The sequence below is a fragment of the Pseudoxanthomonas sp. PXM01 genome (assembly GCF_014851815.1).
Classification (GTDB): Bacteria; Pseudomonadota; Gammaproteobacteria; order Xanthomonadales; family Xanthomonadaceae; genus Pseudoxanthomonas_A.
Genome location: NZ_JACVAJ010000003.1, coordinates 414405 through 434898, shown reverse-complemented (window position 1 = coordinate 434898; position 20494 = coordinate 414405). Strand labels below are relative to the sequence as shown.

General features: G+C 67.3%; 19 protein-coding genes. 7 read left to right on the top strand and 12 right to left on the bottom strand.

The genetic code is table 11. From position 1 onward, the window contains the following. Nucleotides 1-36: 36 nt before the first annotated feature. Genes IB230_RS18570 through IB230_RS18555 form a run of 4 tightly spaced genes read right to left on the bottom strand, consistent with a single transcriptional unit; the run spans nucleotide 37 to nucleotide 3137 of the window. On the bottom strand, nucleotides 37-483 hold the full coding sequence (locus IB230_RS18570; RefSeq protein ID WP_192274340.1) for a DUF695 domain-containing protein: 447 nt from the start codon (nucleotides 481-483) through the stop codon (nucleotides 37-39). Next, a complete protein-coding gene (locus tag IB230_RS18565; RefSeq protein WP_192274339.1) occupies nucleotides 484-1029 on the bottom strand; it encodes a hypothetical protein in 546 nt (181 codons plus the stop codon). It lies immediately after the preceding gene. Nucleotides 1030-1039: 10 nt separating this feature from the next. Further along, nucleotides 1040-2356 (bottom strand): hypothetical protein, encoded by a 1317-nt coding sequence (locus IB230_RS18560; protein ID WP_192274338.1) that lies wholly within the window; start codon nucleotides 2354-2356, stop codon nucleotides 1040-1042. Nucleotides 2357-2360: 4 nt separating this feature from the next. Then, on the bottom strand, nucleotides 2361-3137 hold the full coding sequence (locus IB230_RS18555) for an AMP nucleosidase (RefSeq protein ID WP_192274337.1): 777 nt from the start codon (nucleotides 3135-3137) through the stop codon (nucleotides 2361-2363). Nucleotides 3138-3389: 252 nt separating this feature from the next. Here IB230_RS18555 and IB230_RS18550 point away from each other — a divergent pair, with 252 nt between their 5' ends. Further along, on the top strand, nucleotides 3390-5645 hold the full coding sequence (locus tag IB230_RS18550; protein WP_192274336.1) for an EAL domain-containing protein: 2256 nt from the start codon (nucleotides 3390-3392) through the stop codon (nucleotides 5643-5645). Here the strand turns inward: IB230_RS18550 and IB230_RS18545 are convergent. Next, nucleotides 5621-6340, bottom strand: coding sequence for a LuxR C-terminal-related transcriptional regulator (locus IB230_RS18545; protein WP_192274335.1), 720 nt, complete (start codon nucleotides 6338-6340; stop codon nucleotides 5621-5623). The two genes, IB230_RS18550 and IB230_RS18545, sit on opposite strands and share 25 nt — an antisense overlap. A 157-nt stretch (nucleotides 6341-6497) precedes the next feature. On the opposite strand from IB230_RS18545, the gene IB230_RS18540 reads away from it, so the two are divergent. Then, the gene (locus IB230_RS18540; RefSeq protein WP_192274334.1) at nucleotides 6498-7919 is read left to right on the top strand and encodes an amidohydrolase; all 1422 of its coding nucleotides are present in this window, start codon (nucleotides 6498-6500) and stop codon (nucleotides 7917-7919) included. Then, a complete protein-coding gene (locus tag IB230_RS18535; protein WP_192274333.1) occupies nucleotides 7916-9175 on the top strand; it encodes an amidohydrolase family protein in 1260 nt (419 codons plus the stop codon). The genes IB230_RS18540 and IB230_RS18535 overlap by 4 nt, the downstream gene beginning before the upstream one ends. Before the next feature lie 13 nt (nucleotides 9176-9188). Here the strand turns inward: IB230_RS18535 and IB230_RS18530 are convergent, their stop codons facing one another. Further along, nucleotides 9189-10868: a diguanylate cyclase gene (locus IB230_RS18530; RefSeq protein WP_192274332.1), complete on the bottom strand. Its 1680-nt coding sequence runs from the start codon at nucleotides 10866-10868 to the stop codon at nucleotides 9189-9191. A 264-nt stretch (nucleotides 10869-11132) separates the two neighbouring features. Between IB230_RS18530 and IB230_RS18525 the strand changes: the two genes are divergently transcribed. The 3 genes from IB230_RS18525 to IB230_RS18515 are packed head-to-tail and all read left to right on the top strand — an operon-like array spanning nucleotide 11133 to nucleotide 13170. Next, entirely contained in the window at nucleotides 11133-12080 is a 948-nt protein-coding gene (locus tag IB230_RS18525) for a DegV family protein (RefSeq protein WP_192274331.1), read from the top strand. A gap of 56 nt (nucleotides 12081-12136) precedes the next feature. Beyond that, nucleotides 12137-12481, top strand: coding sequence for a hypothetical protein (locus IB230_RS18520; RefSeq protein WP_192274457.1), 345 nt, complete (start codon nucleotides 12137-12139; stop codon nucleotides 12479-12481). Continuing rightward, nucleotides 12478-13170 carry an ATP-binding protein gene (locus tag IB230_RS18515; RefSeq protein WP_343227365.1) on the top strand — a complete coding sequence of 231 codons (693 nt, stop codon included), beginning with the start codon at nucleotides 12478-12480 and terminating at the stop codon, nucleotides 13168-13170. The genes IB230_RS18520 and IB230_RS18515 overlap by 4 nt, the downstream gene beginning before the upstream one ends. A gap of 68 nt (nucleotides 13171-13238) precedes the next feature. Here the strand turns inward: IB230_RS18515 and fghA are convergent, their stop codons facing one another. The 5 genes from fghA to IB230_RS18490 form a co-directional block, all read right to left on the bottom strand. Beyond that, nucleotides 13239-14069, bottom strand: coding sequence for an S-formylglutathione hydrolase (gene fghA, locus IB230_RS18510; protein ID WP_192274455.1), 831 nt, complete (start codon nucleotides 14067-14069; stop codon nucleotides 13239-13241). 7 nt (nucleotides 14070-14076) lie between these two features. Next, nucleotides 14077-14406 (bottom strand): DUF3658 domain-containing protein, encoded by a 330-nt coding sequence (locus IB230_RS18505; protein ID WP_192274330.1) that lies wholly within the window; start codon nucleotides 14404-14406, stop codon nucleotides 14077-14079. A 22-nt stretch (nucleotides 14407-14428) separates the two neighbouring features. Beyond that, nucleotides 14429-15538, bottom strand: coding sequence for an S-(hydroxymethyl)glutathione dehydrogenase/class III alcohol dehydrogenase (locus IB230_RS18500; RefSeq protein WP_192274329.1), 1110 nt, complete (start codon nucleotides 15536-15538; stop codon nucleotides 14429-14431). 14 nt (nucleotides 15539-15552) lie between these two features. Continuing rightward, entirely contained in the window at nucleotides 15553-15828 is a 276-nt protein-coding gene (gene frmR / locus IB230_RS18495; protein WP_192274328.1) for a formaldehyde-responsive transcriptional repressor FrmR, read from the bottom strand. Between the two features lie 108 nt (nucleotides 15829-15936). After that, nucleotides 15937-16446 (bottom strand): HIT family protein, encoded by a 510-nt coding sequence (locus IB230_RS18490; RefSeq protein WP_192274327.1) that lies wholly within the window; start codon nucleotides 16444-16446, stop codon nucleotides 15937-15939. 231 nt (nucleotides 16447-16677) lie between these two features. On the opposite strand from IB230_RS18490, the gene IB230_RS18485 reads away from it, so the two are divergent. After that, on the top strand, nucleotides 16678-17460 hold the full coding sequence (locus IB230_RS18485) for a pseudouridine synthase (protein WP_343227364.1): 783 nt from the start codon (nucleotides 16678-16680) through the stop codon (nucleotides 17458-17460). A gap of 108 nt (nucleotides 17461-17568) precedes the next feature. Here the strand turns inward: IB230_RS18485 and IB230_RS18480 are convergent, their stop codons facing one another. Next, nucleotides 17569-20445: a TonB-dependent receptor gene (locus IB230_RS18480; RefSeq protein ID WP_192274325.1), complete on the bottom strand. Its 2877-nt coding sequence runs from the start codon at nucleotides 20443-20445 to the stop codon at nucleotides 17569-17571. Nucleotides 20446-20494: the final 49 nt, after the last annotated feature.

The following is a 20494-nucleotide window of genomic DNA, read 5'->3' as shown; positions in this document are numbered from 1 at the left end:
CCATCGGGGCGAACGAGGCAGGCTCCCTCGACGGGACTAATGGGCCGCCGGTATCCCGGCGAGGATGGTGCCGATTTCCGACCATTCCGGATCGTGCTCGGCGGAGATGTCCATGAAGTCGTTCTCCGGCACCAGCGCTTCCATGGCGTCGACGTCCGTCGCGTAGAGGATCCAGCGCCGCTCCCCCAGACCCGTGCTCCGCGCCGCATTGAGAAACACACGTCGCTCGGGGTCCCATTCGCGGATGTCGTCTTCCAGATGGTTCAGCGCGGCCAGATCATCCTCGTAGAGAGGCAGGCCCTTCTCGTTTTCTTCGTAGGCGACCACGATCGTGATCCGCTGCGGGAAAGCCGCCCTCACCTGGGGCGGCGGAAGCGCGGGAATGACGCCGACGAAATGCGGACGATCTTCCGTCAATGAGCGGAGGAGAAGCCACTTCTCGCTATCGCTGTTCGCTGTCCCGGACGGCATGGATTCTGTCACCTATCGGTGCTCCGCGGCTGGTTTGGTCGGCGCGGCCGTGCCCCGCTCCAGGGCCTGCAGTGTAGGGAAGAACTCCGCATGCTGGCGGTAATCATAGGCGCCACCTGCGGTCGCGGCCGCAATGCGTGCGCACGCAGCCGTGGTCACTTCGCCTTCGGGGAACATCGCGCGCAGCGCGGTCGTGGCGGCGCCGGTGAACTCGGCCTTGCGCGCATCGGCGAATGCCTTGCCTTGCGCCTCACCCCCTGCCGCGGCGACCGCATCCGTCAGCACGAGCACGCGCTGCAGCGAGGGTTCCAGGTAGCGGTGGTTGCGCTGCTGCCAGCCCTGCAGCGCGGCACGCGCCTGGCTGCCGGCCTCGCCTTCGTAGGTGCCGCACTGTTTGCCCAGGGCTTCCAGCAGGGTGAGGCTGGTGGTGATGGCGAACCCGGCAGCGGCGTTGCGGGCTTCGGTCTCCACCGCCGTTTCGGCCGCCGCTGCCGTGCTTCCCAGCGACATGGCCAACGCCACGCCGATCCAGCGCTTGCGCTTCGTGTGGTCCTGCATCCTTGTCTCCTCAGGGGTCTTCCGGCGCGTCCATCTGAGCGAAGGCCTCATGAAGCTCGCGTGCACGGCCCTCCCTGGGCCAGCCCGTGACGGTCGCCACGACGCGTCCTTCGCGCATGAAATAGAACACCGGCGTCGCCCAGCTGTCGAACTGCGGCCAATCGCCCATCGCCACCGCGTAGCTCAGGCGTGCACGGGGATGCGCACGATTCCACGCCTGGATATCGCGCAGGTCGAGCGACCCGTTGGGCGGCGCCAGCCACAGCGCATCACCCAGCCGTGCGGACAACACGGGGTCCGCCTCGATCGCGGCGATGGCGCGTTGCGAGAAGCCGCAGCGCGGGTGCGACAGCACGACCACGCGCGTCGGCACGTCCTGTTCGACGACCTGCGCGGACAACGCCTCGGCATCGTCCGCCGGACGCCACACCACGACGCGGCCCGCGCCGGGCACATCGGCAGGGGGGACCGGTGGCAATGCCTGCAGCTGCAAGCCGGGATGGCTGCGCGCCAGTGCATTGGCGGCGTCGAACTGACGCGTCACCACCCAGGCGCGATATAGATCACGGCGGTGCGCGTCGGTCAGCGTCGATCGCGCGTCCAGGGACTGCGCGGTCCGCTGCAACAGCGCCGCATGCGCCGGTCCATGCGCATAGAAGACGACGCGGTTGGCAGCCTGGAACAGTTCCTCCAGCTCCTCGTCGGATGCGGCCGCCAGACGCTCCGGCGTGTAGGCCACTGCGAGATCGCGATCGAAGGCCTCCGTCATCCGGCGGGCGCGCTCGCGGGCGTCGTCTGTCGTCTGCTTCTCCACTTCCTGCAAACGGTTGTGAGCCGCCGCGATCCACGTCAGCAGGCGATTGCGCCCGATCAACGTGCTCCACGACGCCTTGGCGGGCACCAGCCAGTAGGCCTCGCATGTCCAGTTCCGGTTGTCCCAGCACACGTGGATGGCGGGATGGTCGCGACGCAACGCACCCATCGCGGGCGTGACCATGTACTCGCGCGACTCCCCCGCGCCAAGGCGTGCATCGTGTGTCAGCACGATGGCATCGTCGCCGAAATCCAGATTCGGTCGCGGCACACGCCGGATCACGGCGTCTTCCTGCCATACCAAGTCATTGGTGCGTATCAACACCCGCCTGCGGGACTGATTGGTAACGACCACCGTACCGCTGCCGGTCGCCGCGTCGATCTCGATGGCGCTTATCTCGATGTCGGCCGGTGCCGTGTCGGCTTGCCGCAGTGACGCGCACCCGGCAAACACCATGGCGCCGACGACCATCATCGCTTGCGGAACCGACGGCACACGGATCGCAGCGGCCATCCCGCTACTCGTCGAACCGCAGATGCCGTACCGACTTCCCGTTGCGGCGGATCAGCTTCAGCGCTTCGATGCCGACGGTGATGTGGTTCTCGACGAACGAGGAGCTGACCTTGGCGTCGCTGGCCTCGGTCTTCACGCCTTCCGGGATCATCGGCTGGTCGCTGACCAGCAGCAGCGCGCCGCACGGGATGCGGTTGGCGAAGCCGGCAGCGAAGACAGTGGCGGTCTCCATGTCGATGGCCATGCAGCGCATCGCGCGCAGGCGCTCCTTGAAGGCCAGGTCGTGTTCCCACACACGACGGTTGGTGGTGTACACCGTGCCGGTCCAGTAGTCGTGACCCAGGTCGCGGATCATCGTGGACACCGCGCGTTGCAGCGCGAACGCCGGCAGCGCCGGCACTTCCGGCAGCAGGTAGTCGTTGCTGGTGCCCTCGCCGCGGATCGCCGCGATCGGCAGCACCAGGTCGCCCAGCTGGTTCTTGCGCTTCAGCCCGCCGCACTTGCCGAGGAACAGCACCGCCTTCGGCATGATGGCCGACAGCAGGTCCATCATCGTGGCGGCGTTGGGGCTGCCCATGCCGAAGTTGATCATGGTGATGCCGTCGGCGGTGGCGCTGGCCATCGGCCGGTCCAGGCCGACGATGGGCGCACCGGTCAGCTGCGAAAACACGTTGAGGTAGCCACCGAAATTGGTGAGCAACACATGCTCGCCGAACTGGTCCAGGGGCACGCCGGTGTAGCGCGGCAGCCAGTTGTCGACGATCTCGTTCTTGTCCTTCATCTTGCCCTCGTTGCGTGCCTGCGTTCGTCCCGCGACGCCGCACGGCACAGGAGCCGCGCGGCGGACATCGGGGATCCCCCGATGGTGGCATGGAATTGCCTTCCATTAGTTTCATCCCTGAACGGGGAAAGGGGAATGGCGTTGGACGAACGAACAGGCAGGGGACGAAGGCGGACGGCGGCCGCCGGCAGAGACAGGCACGCCGATGTACAGCGCGCCTGGCAGGACTGAGCCGGCTTCCGCGAACCGTCCATGGACCCCGGCAACCCCCCTTCCCCCGGTGATCCCGCCTTCCTCAGCGACGACGACATCCGGCTGAGGCTGGATTTCCTCGATCTCGGCAGCGCCGATCGCGACCGCCTGCTGCAGCTGTGGGACGTGGTGCAGGCCAGCGAGAGCGCCAACATCGACCGCTTCTACGCGCAGGTGGGGGCCTTTGCCGAGACCGGCGCGTACATCCGCGACTGGCAGCAGCTGCAACGGCTGCACCACGCCCAGAAGCGCTACTCGCGCGACCTGTTCACCGCCCATGTCGACCGCCAGTACGTGGAGAACCGCTGGCGGATCGGCGCGGTACACCACCGCATCGGACTGGAACCGCATTGGTACCTGGCCGGCTGCAGCACGCTGCTGACCGCGATCATGGATTCGCTGCAGCCGCTGTTGCGCGAGGACCCGGAGTTCCATGCGCAGGCGTTGAAGTCCACCATCAAGCGGCTGTTCTTCGACATCGGTGTGGTCATGGACGCCTACGTGTCGGCCGACCGCAAGGCATTGTCGGACTCCACCGCTTCGTTGCGCGAAAGCGAGTCGCTGCTGTCCGAGGCGCATGACCTGGCGCAACTCGCCCGCTGGGAACTGCTGCTGCCGGAGGGACGCCTGCATTGCTGCGCACGGGCGCGCGAGATGCTGCGCACCGAGGACCTGCGGGAATGCGGCGGCTATGAACACCTGCGCCGCTGGGTGCATCCGCTGGACCGCCCGGCGCTGGATGCCGCCTTCGCCACCGCGGTCGCCAGCGGCATCGCCTACGACGTGCGCTACCGCGTCGAGGGCGACGGCCATCCGCCGCGCATGCTGCGCGAACGCGGCCGCGCCCTGGCCGATGTCCATGGCCACGGCAAGCGCGTGGTCGGCACCATCCAGGACATCTCGCGCCAGGTGTCGCAGCTCTCGCGCATCGAACAGCTGGCGCTGTACGACGACCTCACCGAACTTCCGAACCGCGCCCACTTCTATGCGGAGCTGGAACGCCTGATCACCGATGCGGCCGCGTCCGGGCGGGTGTTCTCGGTGTTGTTCATCGACCTGGACGAATTCAAGGACATCAACGACACCAAGGGCCATACCACCGGCGATGCGGTGCTGGTCGAGATCGGCCGCCGCCTGCGCGACGAACTGGACACCGGCCAGCACGTCGCGCGCCTGGGCGGCGACGAATTCGTGGTGCTGGCGCCGGATACGCGTGCGAAGGCGGCCCAGGCCATCGCGCGCCGGCTGAACGACGCGATCACCCAGCCGATGACCATCGGCGGCACGGTGTTCGGGCTGAAGGCGAGCATCGGCATTTCGGTGTATCCGCAGGATGGCGCCAGCAGCGAACTGCTGCTGCGCAACGCCGACACCGCGATGTACGAGGCCAAGCGGTCGCGCCTCACGGTGGGGACCTACCACCCCGACATGAGCGCGCGGCTGGAGCGCCGCGTGCAGCTGGCCGACCGCCTGGAGCGTGCACTGCGCGACGGCTCGCTGGAACTGCACTACCAGCCGCAGGTCGCCATCGCAGACGGCCGCCTGGTCGGCGCCGAAGCGTTGTTGCGCTGGCGCGACGCGGTGCTGGGGCAGGTGAGCCCGGACGAGTTCGTACCGCTGGCCGAGCATCGTGGCCTGATCCAGCCGCTCGGACGCTGGGTGATCGCGACGGCCTGTGCGCAGTTGCGCGCCTGGGATGCGGCTGGCCTGTCGCTGCCGGGCCGGCTGGCGATCAATCTATCGCCGCGGCAGTTCGACGATCCGGAGATGGCTGGCCTGCTGATCGAACAGATCGCGGCGGCGGGACTGCAGCCCCAGCGCTTCGACCTGGAGCTGACCGAGAGCGGACTGATGGCCGATCCGGACGCGTCGTTGGCGACGCTGTCGGAACTGAAATCGGCGGGCTTTTCATTGTCGCTGGACGACTTCGGCATGGGCTACTCGTCGCTGGCGCACCTGAAGGGTTTTCCGCTCAACCGGCTCAAGCTGGACCGCACGTTCGTGCGCGGCATGCTGGAGCACCGCCACGACTACGCCATCGTGGTGGCGACCATCGCCATGGCACGCAGCCTGGACCTGCAACTGACCGCCGAGGGCGTGGAAAGCGCCGCACAGGCCGACGTACTGCTTTCGCTCGGTTGCGGGCAGGCGCAGGGCTTCCTCTTCGATGCCGCGCTTTCGCCGGCCGACTTCGCCGCACGCTGGCTGATGCCTGCACGCGCGCAGGACGGTCAGCCCTCTTCGGTCAACGCATAGCCCTGCCGCCAGCGCAGCGCGGCGCACTGCAGGGCGGCGGCGCTGTCCAGCCCGAGCTTGTGCTTGATCTTCTCGCGGTGGCTTTCGACGGTCTTGACCGACAGCGCAAGATCGCGGGCGATTTTCGCGGGCCCCGCACCGGCGCCGATATGCAGGAAGACCTCGCGTTCGCGCGGCGACAGCGGCAAGTGCGCCTGCTGCCAGGTGCGCTGCGCCAGGCAGCCGCCACAGCGGTCGCGCTCGAAGCAGGCCAACGTGCATTCGGCCACGGTCAGCAACAGCTTGCGCGCGCTGGCTTCCGCGTCGGATTCGCTGAGCATGCCGCAGGCGGTCATCCGCCCAGGCAGCGGCGCCATGCCGACATGGTCGCGTGCGGTGACCAGGACAGTCTTGCAGGGCGATACATGCAACGCCGCGCCGATCTCGCGCACCTGGGCAGGATCGATCAGCAGCAGGTCGAACGGCGTCTCGCGCACGCACTCGCGCGTGCTGCGCGCATGGGCGCTGACGTGGATGTCGAAGGGCTTTCCGCTGGTTTCCAGCAATCGCACCAGCCCGTGCCGCACCAGTGCCTTGTCGACGGCCACCAGCACCTGCGATACACGCGCGGGAGTGGACTTCTGCGCCCCCTTGCCCGGGGCGCGCCGCGCAGGCGTGGCGCGGGGCGGCGAAGACGACCGGACGGGCGCTGGCATGTCGATGGAGGCCTGTCGGAGCGAGCGCGGAATATAGCAAGCGGCTGCGCCGCATCGCATTCGACCTGTGTCGTAGGGGGCACGCAGCGGGCACCGCGCACTTGGCAAGGTGGCGCACGGGCGGTTAGGTTTCGGGTCTCTCTCAGGGGACACATCCATGCAACCCACCTTGCTGGCCGGGCTCATCCTGGCTTCGCTGGGCAGCAGCGCACTTGCCGCCGCGCCCACTTCCCGCTTCACCCAGGACCCGTATCCGAGCACCTACCGTGCGCTCGCTTCCGGCCCCGTGCTGCTGGCCAACGCCACCGTGCTCACCGGCACCGGCGAACGCTTGGACGGCGCCGACGTGCTGCTGGCCGACGGCAAGGTGGTGGCGGTGGGGCGCGGCCTGTCCGCCCCCGAGGGCGCCACGCGCATCGACGCAACCGGCAAGTGGGTGACGCCAGGACTGATCGACGTGCACTCGCATCTGGGCGTGTACCCCAGCCCCGGCGTCAAGGCGCACAGCGACGGCAACGAGATGACCGCACCGGTGACCGCGAACGTGTGGGCCGAGCATTCGATCTGGGCGCAGGACCCCGGCTTCCACACCGCGCTGGCCGGCGGCGTGACCTCGATGCAGATCCTGCCCGGCTCGGCCAACCTGGTCGGCGGCCGTGGCGTGACGCTGAAGAACGTGCCGTCCACCAGCTACCAGGGCATGAAATTCCCCGGTGCGCCATGGGGGCTGAAGATGGCCTGCGGCGAGAACCCCAAGCGCGTCTACGGCGGCAAGGCCGGCCCGGCCACGCGCATGGGCAACGTGGCCGGCTACCGCGCGGCCTTCATCGATGCCAGCGAGTACCTGAAGAAGAACGCGCCCAAGCCGCAGCAACCGAAGAAGAAGCGCTGGTGGGAACGCGCCAGCGGCGACGACAAGGCGGACAGCGGCGGCGACAGCGGCGGCAAGCGCGACCTGAAGCTGGACACGCTGGCCGGCGCGATCAACGGCGAGATCCTGGTGCATATCCACTGCTACCGCGCCGACGAGATGACCACGATGCTCGACCTGGCGAAGGAGTTCGGCTTCAAGGTGTCCGCCTTCCACCACGGCGTGGAGGCGTACAAGCTGGCCGACCGGCTGGCGCAGGACGGCGTATGCGGCGCGCTGTGGGCCGACTGGTGGGGCTTCAAGATGGAAGCCTTCGACGGTATCCAGGAGAACATCGCGCTGGTCGACCGTCCGGCGAACAGCTGCGCCATCGTGCATTCGGATTCCGATGAAGGCATCCAGCGCCTCAACCAGGAGGCGGCGAAGGTGATGGCGAGCGCGCGTCGCGCCGGCATGGGCGAGATCGCCCCCGAACGTGCGATCCGCTGGGTGACCAGCAACGCGGCGAAGTCGCTGGGCATCGCCGAGCGTACCGGCACGCTGGAGGCCGGCAAGATGGCCGACGTGGTGGTGTGGAGCCAGAACCCCTTCAGCGTGTACGCCAAGGCCGAGCAGGTCTACATCGACGGCGCGCGCATCTACGACCGCAATGACCGGAGCAGGCAACCGGTGTCGGACTTCATGCTGGGCCAGGAGGTGACGCCATGAGCCGCGTGTTGTTTCGTGCGCTGTGCGTGGCACTGGCCGTGGCGTGTTCGCCCGCACTCGCCCAGGACGTATTGATCCGTAACGCCACCGTGCATACCGCCGGTGCGCAGGGCACGCTGAAGAATGCCGACGTGCTGGTACGCAACGGCATGGTGCAGGCGGTAGGCAGCGGCTTGGCCGCGCCGGGCGCGACAGTGGTGGAGGCCAACGGTCGCCCGCTGACGCCCGCGCTCTTCGGCGGCATCACCGAGATCGGGCTGGAGGAAGTGTCGGGCGAGTCGTCCACCGTGGATGCGTCGGTGACCCTGCAGGACCAGCCGATGCGGCCGGAGTTCGACGTGACGCTGGCGTACAACCCGGCGTCGGTGGTGATTCCGGTGTCGCGCGTGGAGGGCATCGGCTTCACCCTGCTGGCGGCATCCACCGGCGGCTCCTTCATCGCCGGCCAGGGCGGCGTGATGCGACTGGACGGCAGTGCCGATCCGGTCGGCCCGCGCGCACTGTTCGTGCGGTTGGGCAGCGGCGGTGCGGAACTGGCCGGAAAGTCGCGCGCGGCGCAGTGGATGCTGCTCGACCAGATGGTGGCCGAGGCGCGCGGTCGCGTGCCGGTGGATTCGCCGCATGCGCTGCTGACGCCGGCAGGCCGCGCGACGCTGGCGCGCTACCTGGCCGGCAACGGACGCATCGTGGTGCAGGTGAACCGCGCGGCGGACATCCGCCAGTTGTTGCGCTGGTCCCAGCGCGAGAACGTGCGCATCGCCATCGCCGGCGGTGCCGAAGCGTGGAAGCTCGCACCGCAACTCGCGCAGGCGAAGGTGCCGGTGTTCGTGGATGCGCTGGCGGACTTGCCGGCGGACTTCGACCAGATCGGCGCCACGCTGGAGAATGCCGCGCGGCTGGATGCCGCCGGCGTAAGCGTCAGCTTCTCGCAGGCCGGCGACGCCTCGCACAACGCGCGCAAGATCCGCCAGCTCGCCGGCAATGCGGTGGCCAACGGCCTGCCGTGGGAAGACGGCCTGGCTGGTCTGACGCGCGTGCCGGCGGAGACCTTCGGCGTCGGCGACCGCGTGGGCACCATCGCGCCGGGCAAGCTGGCCGACCTGGTGCTGTGGACCGCCGATCCGCTGGATGTATCGAGCACCGCGGAGCAGGTCTGGCTGGGTGGCCGCGCGATGCCGATGCGCTCGCGCCAGACCGAGCTGCGCGACCGTTACCTGCAGCCGTCCGGCCCGCTGCCGCGCGCGTACTCGAAGTAACCGCGCGGCGGTATCAGTCCATGGAGGCGCCTGCGGGCGCCTTCGTGCTGTCGGCGGCCGGGCAGGGCGCTTCTCCGGCGACCACGCGATCGCCGCCGGCGCGCTTGGCCGCGTACATGGCATGGTCGGCGCGTGCGATCAGCGAGGCGACGGTATCGCCGCCACGCGCCTGCGCCGCGCCGATGCTGGCGGTGACGTAGACCGCCACGCCATCCACCCGCGCGCAGTCGTGGCGGATGCGTGCGGCGACTTCCTCGCCGACGCGGAGCGCCGTGTGCAGTTCGACGCCGGACAGCACCAGCACGAACTCCTCGCCCCCCAGCCGGCCAAGCTGGTCGCCGTACTGGAACTGCTGGCTGACCACACGCGTGACCGCACGCAGGCAGGCATCGCCCACGGCATGGCCGTGACGGTCGTTGACCTGCTTGAAATGGTCCAGATCGATGAAGAGCAGCGACACCGGGATGTGTTCGCGCTGGCGTTCGATCAGTGCCCAGTCCAGGCGATGCTCGATCGCGCCGCGGTTGAGCACGCCGGTCAGGCCATCGCGCTCTGCGTGCGCCTTGGCGCTGTCGCGCTCGCGGCGGAAGGTCAGCATGCGGTCGGCCAGGCCCAGCGCCAGCACGACGGCCGTGAACGCGAGCATCCATGGCACGCCGTACTCCAGCCAGGGCTCGGCACGTTCGCCGCCGCTGAAACGCAGCGCGCGCCACATGGTGAACACCAGCGTCGGCACCCATGCGATCAGGACGTAGGCCGCATGCACCTGTCCCCGCCACCAGGCCACCATCAAGGTGACGAGAGCGATGGCGTTGGTCAGCAGGAACAGCGCGTTGGCGACGTCGGGGAACCAGGCCTTGTCCGCAGGCCAAGGCGACAGCAGCAGCACCAGCGTCAATCCGCAGCCGTACACGCCGACCAGCCGCATCAGGAACGCCAGTCGCGGCGTGACCTGGCGCAGGCCCGCATAGTCCAGCCACAACAGAACCAGCAGGACGGTCGCCAGCGATCCCGAAAACCAGATGCCCTGCGCGCCGAACTGCGCCAATGCGGACAGCCCGGGCCAGGCGTAGGCCTCGCCGTACGAGCACATCGCGTACAGCAGCTGGAACAGCATGGCCCCGGCGTACAGCCCATAGACGCGCTCGCGCAGCATCGCCCAGAACAGCAGCACCACCAGCGACACGCCCACCACCATGCCGATGGCCGGCAGCACCAGTCGCACGTGCCAGAGATCGGCGGCGGCGTAGGCGGGTGCGGATTCCACCGCGACCCGCAGCGGATAGCGCGCGCCTTCGACCTTCACGTCCACGGGTCCGTCGCCGGTCAGCGGGAACACCAGCCCACGCCGGCTGTACTGCGGGTCGAGGTCGGGGCTGAACATGTCCTGGCGGCGCGGCGCCCCCCCGCCGTGGGCCTGCACGGTCACGCGCGCGGTGTACGGGTGATAGAACACCAGCAGCGGCTCGACCACGCCGGGCGCCGGATACACCCGCCACTCGCCGTTGCCGACCACGCGCACACCGACCGCGCCGCTGTCGAAGCGACGTTCCGAAAACAGTCCTGCACGCTGTCCGGCCTGCTGTTCCAGCGCCAACGGCTGGGTGCGGTCGATCCGCGCAATGTTCTCCCCGTGCGCGCCGCCCGCCGGCAGCAGGGCCAACAGCAGCCAACACCACCACCGCTGCGTCATGTCGCCCCTTCCCTTGGCGGCGAGTGTCGGGCCGGGCCCGGCATCGAACAAGCCCGATTTCGGTAGTTTTGTGACTTGAAGCACAGAAATTGTGGGCCTGTACCCCGAGAAGGATCTGACGGGGCACGCGTTTTCTCCCGTCGCTCAAGTCACAAAAAAGGTGACGTACCGCACACTTCATGCGTTTATCCAGCGACTTGGCTGCCGTTCTCCGCTAGTTTTCCGGAGATAGATACAAATGCGACGAATGCCGGGAGGGGCTAGATGCGCATTGGAATAGTCGTTGATTCGGCGTGCGACCTGCCGCTGGAGTTCCTGGAGAAGCACAACATCGTGATCCTGCCGATCACGGTGCGCATCGGCGAGGCCGTGCTGGCCGACCATCGCGACGAGCAGGCGACGCTGAGCTTCCTGCATGCGCACGTGGCGGAACGTGGCCATGAGGCCGAGACCACGCCGTTCACCGTCAACCAGATCCGCGACCTGTTCCTGGGCCGGCTGGTGATCGACTACGACCACGTCTTCTGCATGACGATCACCAAGACGCGCTCGCCCATCCACGAGAACGCGATGCAGGCCAGCTTCGCCATCCTCAACGACTACAAGCCGGTGCGCCAAGCCGCGGGCCACAACTCGCCGTTCGCGCTGCGCGTGATCGATACGCAGAACCTGTTCGCCGCGCAGGGCATCACCGCGGTGGAAGCCGTGCGCATGCGCGACGCCGGCGCCAGCGTGCAGCAGATCCGCGTGCGCCTGGAAGAGCTGGCGCAGAACACGCACGGCTACATGATTCCGCGCGACCTGTACTACCTGCGCAACCGCGCGCGCACCAAGGGCGACCGCAGCGTCGGCCTGCTCAGCGCCGCGCTGGGCAGCGCACTGGACATCAAGCCCGTACTGTACGGCCATGCGGGAAACACCGAGCCGGTCGCGAAGATCAAGGGTTTCGAGAACGCGGTGGAGCAGATGTTCAAGTTCACCGGCAACCGCGTGATGTCCGGACTGATGACGCCCACCGTGTGCCTGAGCTACGGCGGCGAGTTGTCGGAGCTGCGTGCCCTGCCCGGCTACCAGCGCCTGCGCGATGTCTGCGAGAACAACAAGGTCGAGGTGTTCGAAAGCGTCATGAGCCTCACCGGCATGGTCAACGTGGGCAAGGGGGCCGTGGTCGCCGCCTTCGCCGCGCCACCGGCCCCGTTCAAGGTGGCATAACGGCGGGATAACACGCCGTGGATAACGCTATGCCCCAGGTTTCTGCCGGGGGTGCCATGGCCGTCCGTTACTACATCAGCCTGCCGGATCCCGGCCGCGCGCGCGGCGGCGATCCGGCTTTCAGTTTCGACGCGCATGGCGCGGAGGAATTCGCCGCGCAACTCCAGCACGCGTTGCGCACCAGCCATCTGTTCGACCGCTGGCGCGCCCGCCAGGAAGACCCCGATGAAGTCGACCCCGGCCTCGGCGTGGTCGACGACGGCGCGACGGTGAACGGACGTCAGGACGACCTCAGCATCCTGCTGGTGGCCACGTCATCCATTCCAGGGCAGGTCCTCAAGCACCGCCTTCGCCTGCTGGCGGGGCACGCGTGGGAACTTCGTGACGTCTCAGCCGCGTGAGCGGCGTGCGCCTGCCCGTGCTGCTCGCCTGGAGCGGCGGCAAGGATGCGGCGTGGACGCTGCACACCCTGCGCCAGCGCGATGATGTCGAGGTGGTCGGCCTGCTGACCACGGTGACCGAAGACTACGATCGCGTCTCGATGCAGGGCATCCGCCGCAGCGTGCTGCATGCGCAGGCGCACGCGACCGGCCTGCCGCTGCTGGAAGCGATGATTCCTGCCCGCTGCGCCAACGACGACTACGAGCGTGCGATGACGGACGCGCTCGCCCGCGCGGCGCAGCGTTGGCCGACGCTACGCACGATGGCCTTCGGCGACCTGTTCCTGGAAGACATTCGCGCCTACAGGGTGCAGAACCTGGCGAAGATCGGCTGGGACGTGATGACGCCGCTGTTCGGTGCGGACACCGCCGCGCTGGCACGTGAGATGGTCGAGGGCGGCCTGCGTGCGCACCTGTGCTGCGTGGATACCCAACAGCTGGAGGCGCGCTTCGCAGGCCATGCCTTCGATGCCGCGCTGTGGGACGCCTTGCCGGCAAGCATCGATCCCTGCGGCGAGAACGGCGAGTTCCACACCTGTGTTTGGGCCGGCCCGATGTTCGATGCGCCGCTCACGCTGACGCAGGGCGACACCGAATTGCGCGACGGGCGCTTCGCCTTCACCGACTTCGAGCTTGCGGATGCCTCGTAGGGTGGGCCTTGGCCCACCATCGCCATCCCGCACATACCGACGATCAGGATGGCGGGCCAGAGTCCGCCTTACGCGTTCAACGCCTTCGCGTGGTGCACGATGTGCTCGCCGATGAAGCTGGCGATGAAGTAGTAACTGTGGTCGTAGCCGGGCTGCAGGCGCAGCGTCAGCGGATGGCCAACGGCGTCGGCCGCGGCTTGCAAGAGTTCCGGCTTGAGCTGGGTCTGCAGGAACTCGTCCGCATCACCCTGGTCGACCAGCAGCGGCAACCGCTCCGATGCGCCGCGCACCAGTTCGACGGCATCGTACTGCTTCCAGCTTTCGCGATCGGCCCCGAGATACGCACCGAACGCCTTCTCGCCCCACGGCACCTGTGACGGCGCGACGATCGGCGAGAACGCCGAGACGCTGCGGTAGCGGCCCGGATTCTTCAGTGCGATGGTCAGCGCGCCATGTCCGCCCATCGAGTGTCCGCTGATCGCGCGCGCATCGGTCACCGGAAAGTGCGCTTCGACCAACGCCGGCAGCTCATGGACGATGTAGTCGTACATGCGGTAGTGGGCGGACCACGGCGTCTGCGTCGCGTCGACATAGAAACCGGCACCCTTGCCCAGGTCGTAACCCTCGGCGTCGGCCACCTCTTCACCACGCGGACTGGTGTCGGGCGCGACGAGGATCACACCGTGCTCGGCGGCGTACCGCTGCGCGCCCGCCTTGGTGATGAAATTCTGTTCGGTGCAGGTCAGGCCCGACAGCCAGTACAGCACCGGCAGCTTTCCGCCTTCGGCCTGCGGCGGCAGATAGACCGCGAAGCGCATCGTGCAGCCGAGGCTTTCCGACGCATGTTCGTAGACGTCCTGCCAGCCGCCGAAGCAGGCGCGATGCTCGATGCGCTCGATCGCCATGTCAGGCAACCCCCGTTGCGGGTGCGAGACGGATTTCGAAGGTCTTCAATGCAGATGCATCGCCTTTCGTCTCGATGCGCGAGGCCTCGGCAAGCAACCGGATCCGGGAGGCGTAGAACATCTCGGGAAGGTCCTCGTACTCGTCCGGGGCCGCGATCATCACGCCTGCGGTGATGAAGCCCGCCTTCTTCCACTCCCGACCCAGCGACGACAGGATCGTCCGATCGATCTTCTGCAGATCGTGTTCGCCGAGGCGCGCAATCGCATCGCGCGCGTCCTGATCAAGGGAGATGCCATCCATCGTCGCGCCCGGCATCGCGTCCGGGGCCATCTTCTGCAAGGACATCGTCATCTCAGTAGTGCACCACGCTGCGGATCGACTTGCCTTCATGCATCAGGTCGAAGGCCTCGTTGATGCCGTCCAGCGGCATGGTGTGGGTCACGAACGGAGCGAGTTCGATGTCGCCCTTCATCGCATCCTCGACCATGCCCGGCAGCTGTGAGCGTCCCTTCACGCCACCGAACGCCGTACCCATCCACTTGCGGCCGGTTACCAGCTGGAACGGGCGCGTGCTGATCTCCTGCCCCGCGCCGGCCACGCCGATGATGACGCTCTGGCCCCAACCGCGGTGCGCGCATTCCAGCGCCGCGCGCATGACGTTGACGTTGCCGATGCACTCGAACGAATGGTCGACGCCCCAGCCGGTCATCTCGACGATGACCTGCTGGATCGGCTTGTCGAAGTCCTTCGGGTTGACGCAGTCGGTGGCGCCGAACTGCTGGGCCATTTCGAACTTCGACGGATTCGTGTCGATGGCGATGATGCGGCCGGCCTTGGCCTGGCGCGCGCCCTGGATCACCGCCAGGCCGATGCCGCCCAGGCCGAACACGGCGACCGAATCGCCTTCCTGCACCTTCGCGGTGTTGTGCACGGCGCCGATGCCGGTAGTCACGCCGCAACCCAGCAGGCAGACGTGCTCCGGGTTCGCGTCCGGATTGATCTTGGCGAGCGACACCTCGGCGACCACGGTGTATTCGCTGAAGGTCGAGCACCCCATGTAGTGGTACAGCGGCTGGCCTTCGTAGGAGAAGCGCGAGGTGCCGTCCGGCATCACGCCCTTGCCCTGCGTGGCGCGCACCGAGGTGCAGAGGTTGGTCTTGCCGCTCTTGCAGAACAGGCATTCGCCGCACTCGGCGGTGTACAGCGGAATCACGTGGTCGCCCGGCTTCACGCTGGTCACGCCTTCGCCGACCTCGACCACGATGCCGGCGCCTTCATGGCCCAGCACGACCGGGAACAGGCCTTCCGGATCGTCGCCGGACAGCGTGAACGCGTCGGTGTGGCAGACGCCGGTGTGGGTGATCTTGACCAGCACTTCGCCGGCCTTGGGCGGAGCGACGTCGATCTCGACGATCTTCAGCGGTTCGCCTGCGGCGAAGGCGACGGCGGCACGGGATTTCATGGGGGCACTCCTGCTTACTTGAGATAGGAACGGACCAGCGCGACGGCGGCATCGATGCCGGCCTCGCGCTGTTCGGGGGTCGAGGCCGGATGCGCGAACTCCTCGCGCAGATGGCTTTCCAGGATTTCCGACATCAGACCGTTGACAGCGCCTCGCACCGCGGCGAGCTGCTGCAGCACCGGCGCGCAGTCTGCGCCTTCTTCCAGCGCACGCTCCAGCGCATCCAGCTGTCCGCGGATGCGTTTTACGCGGGTGAGCGCCTTCTTCTTGTCGGCGGGAGCGTGGGGCATGGTGTCGGCCCGGATAGTGGGGGGCAGTATACTGGCGCAGCCCCGGCACGGCAAAGTGCATCAGCAACCCCTACTGACGAAAGTCCCGACAGACCCACGTTCGCGAAGCTAGTGGGGGAGGTGCGAACGGATCAGGTTGACCGTCTCGGCAAGCTGCCTGGCGGAGGCCAGAACCCGCTTCCGACGCGCCGCATCGCCACCCGGCTCGTGCGGCGTCCCCTTCTGGCGGCCGGCGCCGTCGAATGTCGCGAGCTGAGGGGGTCCGATGCCCCAGTCGCTGCCCGGCTGCCGTGGCACGACATGGAAATGGAAGTGCGGCGTCTCCTGTCCGCTGTAGACCCCATTGTTCTGGAACGTAAGGAGTCCGAGGGGCTGGTACGTCCTGACGAGCGCCGCAGCGACCCGTTTGGCCGAAACCAGTATCGCGCTGCATTCCTGGTCGGAAAGCTCGAGCAGTGTGGCGACATGCCGTCGCGTGATGACGCAACACTGGCCAACCTCGAACTGCCAGGGGTTGATCACGGTGAGCGTGTGTTCGCTCTCCTCTATGATCTTCCACCCCTCTTCCCGTGCCGCCACGCAAAGGTCGCACGAATGCCTGACGGGAAGTTCGATCATGCCCTTCTCCTGTCCCACCGACTGATCGGCGCAAGCGCGATTGTAGGTCCCGCACCGGTTCGGCGACGAAGGCAGACGCGCGTCCTCTCCGTTGCCTTCCCCGCAGATGAGACACTGATACACGTGAGTGAACGCCCGCCCTGTATCGATGGAGTAGCCGCCAGCACGTTGCAGCTGCCTCCCGGGGCATGGACGACGGTACTGGACTGTCTGTGCGCGCGGTTTCCGGCGGTGCCGCGCACGCAGTGGCTGGAACGAATGGCGCGCGGACGGGTCCTGGACAGCGCCGGCGGAGCGGTGACGCCGTCAACCGCGTACCGCATGGGCCTCGAGGTCCACTACTACCGCGAAGTGGCGGACGAGCCGGCGATTCCGTTTGACGAGATCGTCGTGCATGCGGACGACCATCTGCTGGTGGCCGACAAGCCCCACTTCCTGCCGGTGACACCCGCCGGCCCCCATGTCCATGAAACCCTGTTGGCGCGGCTGATCCGTCGGACCGGCAACCCTGCGCTGGCGCCGCTGCACCGCCTCGATCGTGAGACGGCGGGACTCGTGCTGTTCTCGACCAATCCGGATAGCCGCGCGCGTTACCAGGCATTGTTTCGTGAGCGGAGGATCGAAAAGTCCTACGAGGCGATCGCACCGCCGCTGCCGGATCTTGCGTTTCCGTACACGCACGCCAGCCGCCTGGTCACCGGCGAGCCATTCTTCCGGATGCAGGAAATCGAGGGGCCGGCAAACAGCGAAACTCGGATCGATGTCCTCACGCACGGCGAGCGGCGCTGGCACTACGCGCTGAAACCGGTCTCCGGCCGGAAGCATCAGCTGCGCGTACACATGGCCGCGCTGGGCGCACCGATCGCCAACGACCCGATCTATCCTGCCGTGCAGCACCGCGCCGCCGGGGACTATTCGTCGCCGCTGCAGCTTCTCGCGACGACGCTCTCGTTCAACGACCCCCTCAGCGGCAGCGAGCGACGCTTCTCAAGCGGCTTCCGTCTCCGGACATAGGCCGCGACGTGCCAGGCATCCTTCCTCGGCAGCCGTCGTCGTCCCTACGCGATCCAAACGGGAAGGGCCCCTGTCGGGGCCCTTCCGGTACGCGATGCTCAGCGAGAATCAGAACCGGTAGCTCAATCCAAGGTTCAGCGAACGACCGTAACGGTAGTAACCCTGCGACTGCAGCGGATTGCCGTTGATGCTGTAGGTCTGCGCCTTGTCGAGCAGGTTGCTGCCCTCGAGCGAGAGGGTGAAGCGGTCGTTGAACTGGTAGGACACGTGTGCCGTCAGCCATGTGATCGCATCAGCCTGCTCGTTGTAGCCCTCACCCAGCACGTTGATGGCGGTAACGAAGCCATCGGTGCGATCGGCAGTGGCGCCGAGCGACCACGAGCCCTTTTCGTACATCACGCCCAGCGAGTACACCGACGGCGCGATGCCTTCCAGCGGACGCTCCTGGTCGCCGACGAAGCTCTTGGACCAGTTGCGCGTGTACTGCGCACGGAAGCCGAAGCCGTTCTCCCAGAAATGCTGCAAGCCGGCCTCGATGCCGCGCACCTTGGCGTAGTCGCCGTTGATCGGGCGCTGCACATTGAACAGGGTCGGCGCAGTACCGATCGGGGTACCGTCCGGCCGCAGGATCGGTCCGACGCCGATGTCCTGGCCGGGCTCCCAGCTGGTCGTCAGCTGGTTCTCGATGCGCTTGTAGAACACCGCGACGTTGAAGATCGAGTTCTCGCTGAAGTACCACTCCAGCGACACGTCGCCCTGCTTGGCTTCGTACGGCTTCAGGTCAACGTTGCCGCCGTAGATCTGGGTGAACTCGCCCCACGACACGCTGGCGGTGGTGTTGGTCGGCGCCAGCTTGTCCACCGGCGGGCGCGCCATCGTCCTGGCCGCGCCCACGCGCAGCTGCAGGTCATCGGTGAAGCGCCACGTGAAGTTGCCCGACGGCAGCAGATAGCTGTAGTCGCCATCCTGGCGGATCTGCGTGGGATCGGCGTAGTTCGCGGTGTAGTTGAACGCCCCGTTCTCGGTGATGCTGAGGATCGGCGCGTCCCAGGCCTGCGAGGTGGTCCGCGTCTTGACGAAGCGGACGCCTATGTCGGCGTTCCAGCGTTCGCCGGAGAAGTCGGCCTGGACGTAGGCGGTCTTGGTGTCCTCACTGACGCGGTAGCTTTCCAGCGGGTTCCACTGCGGCGTCGCATTGGAGAAGTCGTAGTTGCCACCCCCCGGGCGCGCGTTGCCGTTGTAGGCGGCGAGCTGGCTGAGGTAGTTCGGGACATCGAAGGCGAGGAACGTCCGCGGGAAGTCCGCGCTCACGCCGCGCATGAAGTTCGGCAACGTGAACGAATGCGACAGCACGTTGCCGCCCAGCGCACCGACGTTGATCGCGTAATCGCCGGAGTAGTAGTCCGCACCGCCGTTGAGCGTGTTGTTGATCAGGTCGCGCGTCTTCTTGCGGTCGGTCGCGGTGACACCGAAGTGCAGGTCGTCCAGGTTGAAGCGGCCGACGAACCACTTGCCGCCCACGGTGCCACCGGTGATCTCGTCGACGATGTTGTCGCCACGCAGTTCCATGTAGTGGGTATTGAAGTCCGAACCATCGAACTGCCCGTTGGCCAGGCCATTCGCCAGCTGGCGGCCGTCATCGAACACCGCGGTGACGTTGGGCACCGCGCCACCGCTGAGCTCGATGCGTGCGACGTTGGGCTGGTTCATGCGCAGCACCACATAGGTGTCCTGGCCGCCCGAGTAGCGCTTCGAGGTGGAGCGATAGACGTCACCCGTGAGGGTGAGGTCGTCGTTGACCCGCCATTCGGCGTTGGCGCCGTAGAGGTCGGTATCGACCACCCGGTGCTCGGTCATGTTGAGCAGCTCCGGGTTGAGGCGCAGTTCCGGATCGGGGTTGTCCATCGTGAAACCGGTGACGATGCCGTTCTGGATCGTCATGTCGGACCAGCGTCCCGGCGCGAACAGGGGGTAATAGGACTGCTGGTAGCCGACCTGCGGCGAATCGAGGCGCGTCTTCAGGCCGTCGAAGGTCAGCTTGAAGCTGTCGCTCGGACGCCACTCGATCTTCGCCGACAGCGCGCGGCGCTTTTTCTCTTCCAGGATCGAACCGACGCGGAACTGGCCCGGCGCGATCAGGCCGTACTCGTCCTCGTCCAGATTCCCGTTGCCATTGGGGTCGATGTGGCCGCCCCAGGTATTGCCCCACAGCCAGCTCTCGTCGTTGGGGTCCGCGTTGCGGCTCCAGCCACCGTCGTTGCCGGCGATGTCGGTACGGTCCTTGCGCTCGCCGTACACCACGCCGAGCAGGACGCCGATGGTGTCATCGGCGAACAGGTTGCTGTACGTCGCCGAGAACTTGTGTCCGTTGAACTCGGACATCTGGTTGCGGTCGCCTTCGAGGCGGATGACGCCCTGCTGACCGTCCTGGTCGAACGGGCTGGCCGAGCGCAGATTGATCAGGCCGCCGATGGCGCCTTCGGACAAGGAGGCCTGCGCGCCCTTGACCACGTCGGCGCCGCTGATCACGTCGGCCGGCAGTACGTCATAGGCGAAATCACGGCCCGCGCCGTCGGTGGCGAGGATGCGGCCATTGAAGGTCGTGAGGGTGTACTCGGGCCCAAGGCCGCGGACGCTGACCTTCTGGCCTTCGCCGCCGGCGGTGCGCGAGATGGACACACCGGTGATATGGCTCAGCGAGTCGGCGACGTTGTCGTCGGGGAACTTGCCCAGTTCCAGCGCGCTGATCGAATCCTGGACCGTGCCGGACTCGCGCTTCAGTTCGAGGGCACGCGCCATGCTGCCGCGCACGCCGGTGACGACCACGGTATCCAGGGTGGCGGGATCGCCCTGGCTCTCCTGCCCTGCCGGCGCCGGGTCCGCGTTCGCGGCCTCCGCCTGCTGGGCCAACGCGCCGACCGGCACGCTCAGAGCCAGGGCCACACTACAAAAGAGCAAGTTCCGGTGCAGCCGCGCGGTCTTCATGGGTCTCTCCTCAGAAGGTGGCAGTTTTGTTACGCAACCAAACGAAACC

Coding starts and splice junctions, on each gene's coding strand:
- IB230_RS18520 (WP_192274457.1), top strand. CDS start 12,137: ATGGCCGTCCGTTACTACATCAGCCTGCCGGATCCCGGCCGCGCGCGC.
- IB230_RS18565 (WP_192274339.1), bottom strand. CDS start 1,029: ATGCAGGACCACACGAAGCGCAAGCGCTGGATCGGCGTGGCGTTGGCC.
- IB230_RS18490 (WP_192274327.1), bottom strand. CDS start 16,446: ATGATCGAACTTCCCGTCAGGCATTCGTGCGACCTTTGCGTGGCGGCA.
- IB230_RS18480 (WP_192274325.1), bottom strand. CDS start 20,445: ATGAAGACCGCGCGGCTGCACCGGAACTTGCTCTTTTGTAGTGTGGCC.
- IB230_RS18545 (WP_192274335.1), bottom strand. CDS start 6,340: ATGCCAGCGCCCGTCCGGTCGTCTTCGCCGCCCCGCGCCACGCCTGCG.
- IB230_RS18505 (WP_192274330.1), bottom strand. CDS start 14,406: ATGGCCCCGGACGCGATGCCGGGCGCGACGATGGATGGCATCTCCCTT.
- IB230_RS18535 (WP_192274333.1), top strand. CDS start 7,916: ATGAGCCGCGTGTTGTTTCGTGCGCTGTGCGTGGCACTGGCCGTGGCG.
- IB230_RS18550 (WP_192274336.1), top strand. CDS start 3,390: ATGGACCCCGGCAACCCCCCTTCCCCCGGTGATCCCGCCTTCCTCAGC.
- IB230_RS18500 (WP_192274329.1), bottom strand. CDS start 15,538: ATGAAATCCCGTGCCGCCGTCGCCTTCGCCGCAGGCGAACCGCTGAAG.
- IB230_RS18560 (WP_192274338.1), bottom strand. CDS start 2,356: ATGGCCGCTGCGATCCGTGTGCCGTCGGTTCCGCAAGCGATGATGGTC.
- frmR (WP_192274328.1), bottom strand. CDS start 15,828: ATGCCCCACGCTCCCGCCGACAAGAAGAAGGCGCTCACCCGCGTAAAA.
- IB230_RS18555 (WP_192274337.1), bottom strand. CDS start 3,137: ATGAAGGACAAGAACGAGATCGTCGACAACTGGCTGCCGCGCTACACC.
- IB230_RS18540 (WP_192274334.1), top strand. CDS start 6,498: ATGCAACCCACCTTGCTGGCCGGGCTCATCCTGGCTTCGCTGGGCAGC.
- IB230_RS18530 (WP_192274332.1), bottom strand. CDS start 10,868: ATGACGCAGCGGTGGTGGTGTTGGCTGCTGTTGGCCCTGCTGCCGGCG.
- IB230_RS18525 (WP_192274331.1), top strand. CDS start 11,133: ATGCGCATTGGAATAGTCGTTGATTCGGCGTGCGACCTGCCGCTGGAG.